Source organism: Oscillibacter sp. UBA6647 (genome assembly GCA_002455655.1).
GTDB lineage: Bacteria > Bacillota > Clostridia > Oscillospirales > Oscillospiraceae > Oscillibacter.
In genome coordinates, this window is the sequence record DKLF01000022.1 from 1 (window position 1) to 7,085 (window position 7,085).

Sequence of the window (7,085 nt, forward strand, 5' to 3'; positions counted from 1 at the left end):
AAACTTATTGTACATTATCGAAAAAAGGGGCTAAAATCGAGCATTTTTTGCTCCGATTTTAGCCCCTTTTTTGTCCAAAAACCACAACATATTGTGGTCAAAATCTACTTTTCTTCCCCCGAACCACAACGCTGCATCAGAATCACGCTCTCAACATGCGCCGTTCCCGGGAAGAGGTCAGCGGCCACGGCCCGCTCCGCCCGATAGCCCAGCTCGGCAAACCGCTTCAAATCCCGGGCCAGCGTCGCCGGGTCGCAGGAGACATACACCACCCGCTCCGGCCCCATGGCGGCCACGCTGTCCACCACCTCCGGGGCCAGCCCCTTCCGGGGCGGGTCCACGCAGATCACGTCGGGCCGAAGGCCCTCTCTTTCCAGCTTTGCCGCAATATCCGCCGCATCGCCCTGAAAAAACTCTGCGTTTGAAATTCCGTTCCGCGCTGCGTTCTCCCGGGCGTTTTCAATTGCTTCCGGCACAATCTCCGCACCGATTACCCGCTTTGCCGCCTTCGACATTGCCAGCGTGATGGTCCCGGCCCCGCAGTACAAATCCAGCACCGTCTCCGTTCCCGTCAGCCCCGCAAACTCCACGGCCTTGCCGTACAGCACCTCTGCCTGTTCCCTGTTCACCTGATAGAACGACGGCACGGACAGCTTGAACTCTAACCCGCACAGCTCGTCCATCAGGAAGTCCTGCCCCCAAAGCGTCCGATACCGCTCACCCAGAATCACGTTGCCCCGGCTGACGTTGCCGTTGAGCACCACCCCCACAGTCTTGGGCGCGGTGGCCAGAATCATGGCGGCCAGCTCCGGCTCCCGAGGGGCGTTTTTTCCGTTCAGCACCACGCAGCAAAGGCTCTCCCCCACCCGGTTGGTCCGGACGTAGACATGGCGCACCAGACCCTTCCCCGTTGTTTCGTCATAGGGGGAGACGCCGTATTTTTTCATCCACGCGCCAACGGCCCCGGCGGTTTCGTCCGCGGCCGGGGCGCAGATTTGGCAGCGCTCCACAGGAATCACCCGGTGGCTCCGCCGCCGATAAAAGCCCACCGCACCGTCGGCCCCCACCGGATACTGGGCCTTGTTGCGGTAGTGAAGCGGGTTTTCCGCCCCCAGAATTTCCTCCGCCCGCAGCGTAAGGCCCCCGATGCGCCGGAGCGCGTCGTTCACCTTTTGCAGCTTGGATTGCAGCTCCTCTGCATAGGTCATATGGCGGTAGACGCAGCCGCCGCACTCCCCGAAATAAGGGCAGTCCGGCTCCACCCGCTCCGGCGAGGCGGTCAGAATTTTTTCAATTTCCCCCGCGTAGCTGGTTTTCATGGCCTTGACAATGCGAAGCCGTACCTCTTCGCCGCGGACGGCGCGGGGTACGAATACCACCGCGCCGTTGATGCGAACAATTCCTAAGCCTTCGCTGGAGTAGCCCTCCACCGTGCCGGTATATGCCTGATTCAGCAATAAACGTTCCATAATCGTTTCCTTATTGTAAAGTGGCAGGAACGGACAGGCGTTACGCCTCCCACTTGTCCAAAACCTGCTTGAGCTGGTCGGCAAACCTGCCCACGCTCTTGTTATCCCGGCCTCTGGCCCGGGAAATGGCCTCCGCCAGTCGCCTGCCCACAGCCGTCAGCCGTTCATAGGCCGCCGACAGCTTCACCCCGTCCACGGTCTTGGCCTTGCGCTCGGGCAAATATCCGGTTTCAATCTGCCGGTTGGCAGCCAGATCGTAAATCTCCGTATACTGCGCCGCGTGGGCGTCGAAGCCCATTCCCCGCAGTGTCTCTGCAAAGAAAGGCGCCACATCCCGGTCGCCGTGAACCACAAACACCTGCTGGGGCTTGGGGGCCTTAAACTCGGAAATCCAGGCAATCAGGTGGTCCCGGTCCGCGTGGGAGGACAGGCCCGTGTAGTTCACCATCTCCGCCCGGACCGTAATTTCCTCGCCAAACATCTTGACCGTCTCGGCCCCGTCCAGCAATTGCCGTCCCAGCGTCCCCTCTCCCTGATAGCCCACGAAGGCGATGGTGCTTTCGGGCCGCCAGAGATTGTGCTTGAGATGGTGGCGGATACGTCCCGCGTCGCACATGCCGGAGGCGGAGATAATGACCTTGGGCGCGCGGTCCTCGTTCAGCGCGCGGGACTCGTCCACCGTCTCGGTCATGCGCAGGTCGGGAAAGTTAAACATATGGGTCCCGTCGGCCACCAGCGCCAGCGCATCCTCATCCAGATAGCCCCTTAGGTCGCCGGTGAAGACCTGCGTCGCCTTTCTGGCAAGGGGCGAGTCGATATAAACCGGGAAGTTGGGAACGGATTTCACCATTCCCCTGTCCTTGATCTCCCGGATAAAGTACAGAAGTTCCTGCGTGCGGCCCACAGCAAAGGAGGGAATCACCACATTGCCGCCCCGGGCCATGGTCTTGTCGATAATCTCCGCCAGATCGTCCGTATAACTCCAGACCTCCTTGTGGTTCCGGTCGCCATAGGTGGATTCCATCACCACATAGTCCGCTCCAGGGAATGTGGAGGGGTCCCGGATAATGGGCTGATCCACGTTGCCGATATCCCCGGAAAAAACGATGGTCTTGGTCACACCGGCCTCGGTCATTTCCACCCAGATAAACGCGGAGCCAAGGAGGTGGCCCGCATCCTGAAATTTCACCCGCACGCCCTCGCACAGGTCAATGATCTGATTGTACTCGCAGGGGTGCACATACTCCCCCACCTTCTGGGCGTCTTCCACGGTGTACAGCGGCTCCACCGGCGCGCGGCCCGCCCGCTCGCCCTTGCGGTTTTTCCACTCCGCGTCCTGCTCCTGAATGTGGGCGGAGTCCAGCAGCATAATGTTAATCAAATCCGCCGTAAGCCGGGTGGTGACCACCTGACCCCGGAACCCGTCCCGAATCAGTTTTGGAATCCGGCCCGAGTGATCGATGTGGGCGTGGGTCAGCAGCACATAATCCACACCGGCGGGATTGAAGGGAAACTCCTCGTTGGAGACCTCATCCCGCCCCTGCTGCAAGCCGCAGTCGATTAAAATGGTTTTGCCGTTGACCTCCAGACAGTGGCAGCTACCGGTGACGCTCTGGTCCGCGCCAAAAAAACTCAGCTTCATGGAATGTCCTCCCGTATTTTTTAGAGTTTCACATTTATAATATCGCAAAGCAGGGCTTGTCCGCCCCGCAGTGTTATTCCCTTTACGGTATCCGTCAGCGGTTCAAAATCTCCACCTGAAGCCCCGCCAGCACGTCCATGGTCTTTTCGTGCAGATCGGGATCAAAGCTGGCGGTAAGCCCGGCATCCACCACAATGCGGGCCTGAGGATAGCGGCTTTGCAGCACCGCAGCGTTGCTGACAACGCAGATGTTGGACACCAGCCCGCACAGCTCGATGCGCTTCGCTTCCTTGGGGAGCGCCGCCAGCACCGCCGGATCGCCGGTATCCATGCCGAAGGCGGGCTTGTCGATGCCAACCGCCCTCACGTCTTCAAGGGCCTTGGCCGTCTCCCCATAGTTTTCCCAGCCGGGGGTCCCTTTTACGCAGTGGACCACAGGTAAAAGCGCCCCTTCCCGGGTTTGAAGGTAATCCTCGGAATGGGTGTCTCTGGTAAACCAAACGCGGCCCGGACCATAGGCCCGCACTCTGGCGGCAATGGCCCCGTCCAGCTTTTCCGCGCCGGGAAAGCCAAGGGCTCCATCCACAAAATCATTTTGGTAGTCGATGACAAACAGGCAGTCCATACCGATTCCCGATCCTTCCCGCTGCCAGTCGCAGCCGCTTATATTTTACCGTTTATTTTTACTATTGTAGCATCAAATTCTTAAATGCACAATAAAAAACCCAAGGGTTCTTGCCTTCTTTTCCGCTCCTCCGGGAGGGAAATCTATTGCCCTTCCCGCCCAAACGGCGGTTTTGCCCGAATTTACCGAATCTTTTTGTGAAAAAGAGAAAAATCTTTCTTCGCAAATTGACTTTTGACACCAAAACCGCTACAATTATGCCATCTCAAAGTTCCTAATTAACACAGATTCTTTTGTTTTTGGGGAGCTTTGAGCTAAATTATTTTGGAGGTCTTTTCATGAAAAAGTTGTTTGCGCTTGCTCTTGCAATGGCTATGACGCTATCTCTGGCCGCCTGCGGAGGCGGCTCCACTCCCCCCGCCGGGTCCACGCCCTCTTCCGGCTCCGGCTCTGAGGCTCCCGCCGGAAAGGTATACAACGTGTGCAACCTTGTCAACGGCAATCTGGGGGACAAGTCCTTCTTTGACTCTGCAAACGCCGGACTGGAGCAGTTGAAGGCCGACGGCCGCATCACTCTGAACACCATTGAGATGGGCGGCACCGACGCCGATCAGCCCACTTGGCTGTCTAACCTCTACGAGGTGTCCGACTCCGGCGAATACGACCTGATTGTCTGCGGTACTTATCAGATGCCCGAGTATCTGGACGAAGTAGCCGCCAAATACCCCGACCAGCACTACCTCATTTATGACTCCGAATCCAGCCAGCCCAACGTGGTGAACATCAACTATAAGCAAAACGATCTGGGCTATCTGATGGGCGTGTTTGCCGCCAGCATGACCGTTGACACCACCGTGGACCACATCAACGAGGACGCGGTACTGGGCTTCGTCGGCGGCGTGGACAGCCCCGTCATCAACGACTTCCTGTACGGCTTTATTCTGGGCGCCCAGAGCATCAACCCCGACGTGAAGGTGGACACCCGCTATACCAACGACTATGTGGATACCGCCATCGCCAAGGAATATGCGAACTCCATGATTAACGACAATAAGTGCGACGTGATCTGGGGTGTGGCGGGCAACTCCGGCAACGGCGCTGCCGAGGCCGCTCTTGAAACCGGCAAGGCCTGGTTCCTGGGCGTGGACTCCGATCAGGAGCTGACCTTCTCCCCCGATCTGGCCGCTATTACCCTCACCTCCGGCCTGAAGAACATCGGCAACTCCCTGATCTGGTTCTTCGACCAGTGGGATGCCGGTCAGGATCTCTTCGGCCAGAACATCCTGCTGGGCATCACTGAGGGCGGCGTGGGCATCGTCACCGACAAGAACTATAACAAATATGCCTCCGCCGAAACCAAGGCCGCCGTGGAGGCCGCGCAGAAGAGCATTATCGACGGTACTGTCACCGTTCCCTCCGCCATCACCGACAGCGACGGCGTTGTTGCCCTGCGCGAGGCAGTCCGTCCGTAATCTTCCCGCTTTTTCAGACAAAGAGGGGGCCTTCGCCCCCTCTTTGTCTCTCCCGCCCGGGCGCGGAGCGAGTGGCAGCCCGCTCGTTTCGCGCGCGGACAGGAGACCAGTCCGCCGGAATCCGTTTCACCCACCCACAGAAAAACGCAGAGGGGGAATCCCATACATGCAGGAACACAAACAAGAGGAATACGTCGTTCGGATGCTTGGCATCACCAAGGTCTATCCCAACGGCATCGCCGCCAATCAGGACGTTGAGCTGAACATCCGCAAAGGCGAAATTCACGCCCTGATGGGAGAGAACGGCGCAGGAAAATCCACGCTGATGAAAATGCTGTTTGGTCTGGAGCAGCCCACCGGCGGTGAAATCTGGCTGAACGGGGAAAAGGTGTCTCTCACTTCCCCCTCGGTGGCCATCTCCAAAGGAGTGGGCATGGTCCACCAGCACTTTATGCTGGTGCCCAGCCTTACCGTGGCGGAGAATATGGTGCTGGGAATGGTACCCAAAAAGTCCGGCCTTTTGATTGACGAGACAAAGGCCATCCAGATCACGAAGGAATACTCTGAAAAATTCAACCTCCATGTTGATCCCGATGCCCGGGTATGCGACATTCCCGTGGGCATGAAGCAGAAGGTGGAGATTCTCAAAGCTTTGGTCCGGGGCGCAAAAATCTTGATTCTGGACGAACCCACCGCCGTTTTGACCACGCAGGAGACGACGGAGCTGTTTAAGGAGCTGATCCATCTCAAAGAACAGGGCTACACCATTATCTTTATCTCCCACAAGCTGACGGAAATTATGCAGATTACCGACCGCATGACTATTCTCAGGGGTGGAAAGTCCATGGGCGTCTACGAAACCAAGGACGTAAGCCCGGAGAAAATTTCTCGCCTGATGGTTGGCCGGGACGTTGTGCTGAAGGTGGAAAAAGGCAAAGCGGAACCGGGAGACACCGTGCTGCGGGTCCGAGATCTGGAATACGTCAACGAGTGGGGCAAAAAAATGCTGGACAAGCTGTCCTTTGATTTGCGCCGGGGCGAGATTTTGGGTATCGCGGGCGTGGAGGGCAACGGACAGAAGGAACTGGTTGACATGCTGTTCCACCTGAACCTGCCCAACGCCGGTTCTGCCGAAGTAAGCGGCGTCAGCGTTCTGGGCCAGTCTCAGCGGAAAATTCGGGAACTCGGTGTGTCTCTGGTTCCGGAAGACCGGATGATTTACGGCATTGCGGGAGACGGCACCATTGAGGAAAACCTGATTTCCGACCGGGCCGGGGCAAAACGGCTGAACCGGGGCCCCATGTTTGACATGAAGGCTATCCACAAAGAGTGCGACCAACTGATTGCCGACTACACCGTTTTGTGCAAATCCGGGGCACAGCAAGTGAAAATGCTTTCCGGCGGCAATATTCAAAAAGTGGTGGTGGCGCGGGAATTTTCCAACAGCCCCACCCTCATCATCGCCGACCAGCCCACCCGTGGCATCGACGTTGGCGCGACGGAGTTTATCCGCCGCAAGCTGGTAGAGCTTTCCCGTTCGGGCATTGCCGTGCTGCTGGTTTCTGCGGATCTGAACGAGGTCATGGAACTGTCCGACAGCCTGATGGTCATGTACGGCGGACGGATTGCCGCTTATTTTGAAGACACATCCAGCCTCACCGACGAGGAGATGGGCGAATACATGCTGGGCCTGAAGCAGCAGGTCCCTGAAGAGATTGGGAGGGTCTGCCATGAATAAGAGACAAAGCATACTCTTCAGTCTCATCCGGGGCGGCGCGGCCATTCTCATTGCCCTGCTGGTGACAACGCTTCTGATTTTTATATCCGCCGACGCGCCCGACGGCGCCGCCTTCGGCGCGGCTGTCTCCGCCAAGCTT

General features: G+C 58.0%; 5 protein-coding genes. 2 read left to right on the plus strand and 3 right to left on the minus strand.

All coding sequences use genetic code 11. From position 1 onward, the window contains the following. Positions 1-104: 104 nt before the first annotated feature. From rlmD to B2W96_RS01865, 3 genes are all read right to left on the minus strand, one after another. Entirely contained in the window at positions 105-1,469 is a 1,365-nt protein-coding gene (rlmD, locus tag B2W96_RS01855) for a 23S rRNA (uracil(1939)-C(5))-methyltransferase RlmD (RefSeq protein WP_293007984.1), read from the minus strand. Positions 1,470-1,509: 40 nt separating this feature from the next. Further along, entirely contained in the window at positions 1,510-3,111 is a 1,602-nt protein-coding gene (locus tag B2W96_RS01860) for an MBL fold metallo-hydrolase RNA specificity domain-containing protein (protein ID WP_293007986.1), read from the minus strand. A 94-nt stretch (positions 3,112-3,205) separates the two neighbouring features. Beyond that, positions 3,206-3,736 (minus strand): cysteine hydrolase family protein, encoded by a 531-nt coding sequence (locus B2W96_RS01865; RefSeq protein WP_293007988.1) that lies wholly within the window; start codon positions 3,734-3,736, stop codon positions 3,206-3,208. A gap of 338 nt (positions 3,737-4,074) precedes the next feature. Between B2W96_RS01865 and B2W96_RS01870 the strand changes: the two genes are divergently transcribed. Together B2W96_RS01870 and B2W96_RS01875 are read left to right on the plus strand one after the other, a co-directional pair. Next, positions 4,075-5,208 carry a BMP family ABC transporter substrate-binding protein gene (locus B2W96_RS01870; protein ID WP_293007990.1) on the plus strand — a complete coding sequence of 378 codons (1,134 nt, stop codon included), beginning with the start codon at positions 4,075-4,077 and terminating at the stop codon, positions 5,206-5,208. 166 nt (positions 5,209-5,374) lie between these two features. Further along, entirely contained in the window at positions 5,375-6,946 is a 1,572-nt protein-coding gene (locus B2W96_RS01875) for an ABC transporter ATP-binding protein (protein WP_293007992.1), read from the plus strand. Positions 6,947-7,085: the final 139 nt, after the last annotated feature.

What these genes read in the sequence shown, in the direction of transcription:
- rlmD (WP_293007984.1), bottom strand. Translation starts at nt 1,469, where the DNA reads ATGGAACGTTTATTGCTGAATCAGGCATATACCGGCACGGTGGAGGGC.
- B2W96_RS01860 (WP_293007986.1), bottom strand. Translation starts at nt 3,111, where the DNA reads ATGAAGCTGAGTTTTTTTGGCGCGGACCAGAGCGTCACCGGTAGCTGC.
- B2W96_RS01875 (WP_293007992.1), top strand. Translation starts at nt 5,375, where the DNA reads ATGCAGGAACACAAACAAGAGGAATACGTCGTTCGGATGCTTGGCATC.
- B2W96_RS01870 (WP_293007990.1), top strand. Translation starts at nt 4,075, where the DNA reads ATGAAAAAGTTGTTTGCGCTTGCTCTTGCAATGGCTATGACGCTATCT.
- B2W96_RS01865 (WP_293007988.1), bottom strand. Translation starts at nt 3,736, where the DNA reads ATGGACTGCCTGTTTGTCATCGACTACCAAAATGATTTTGTGGATGGA.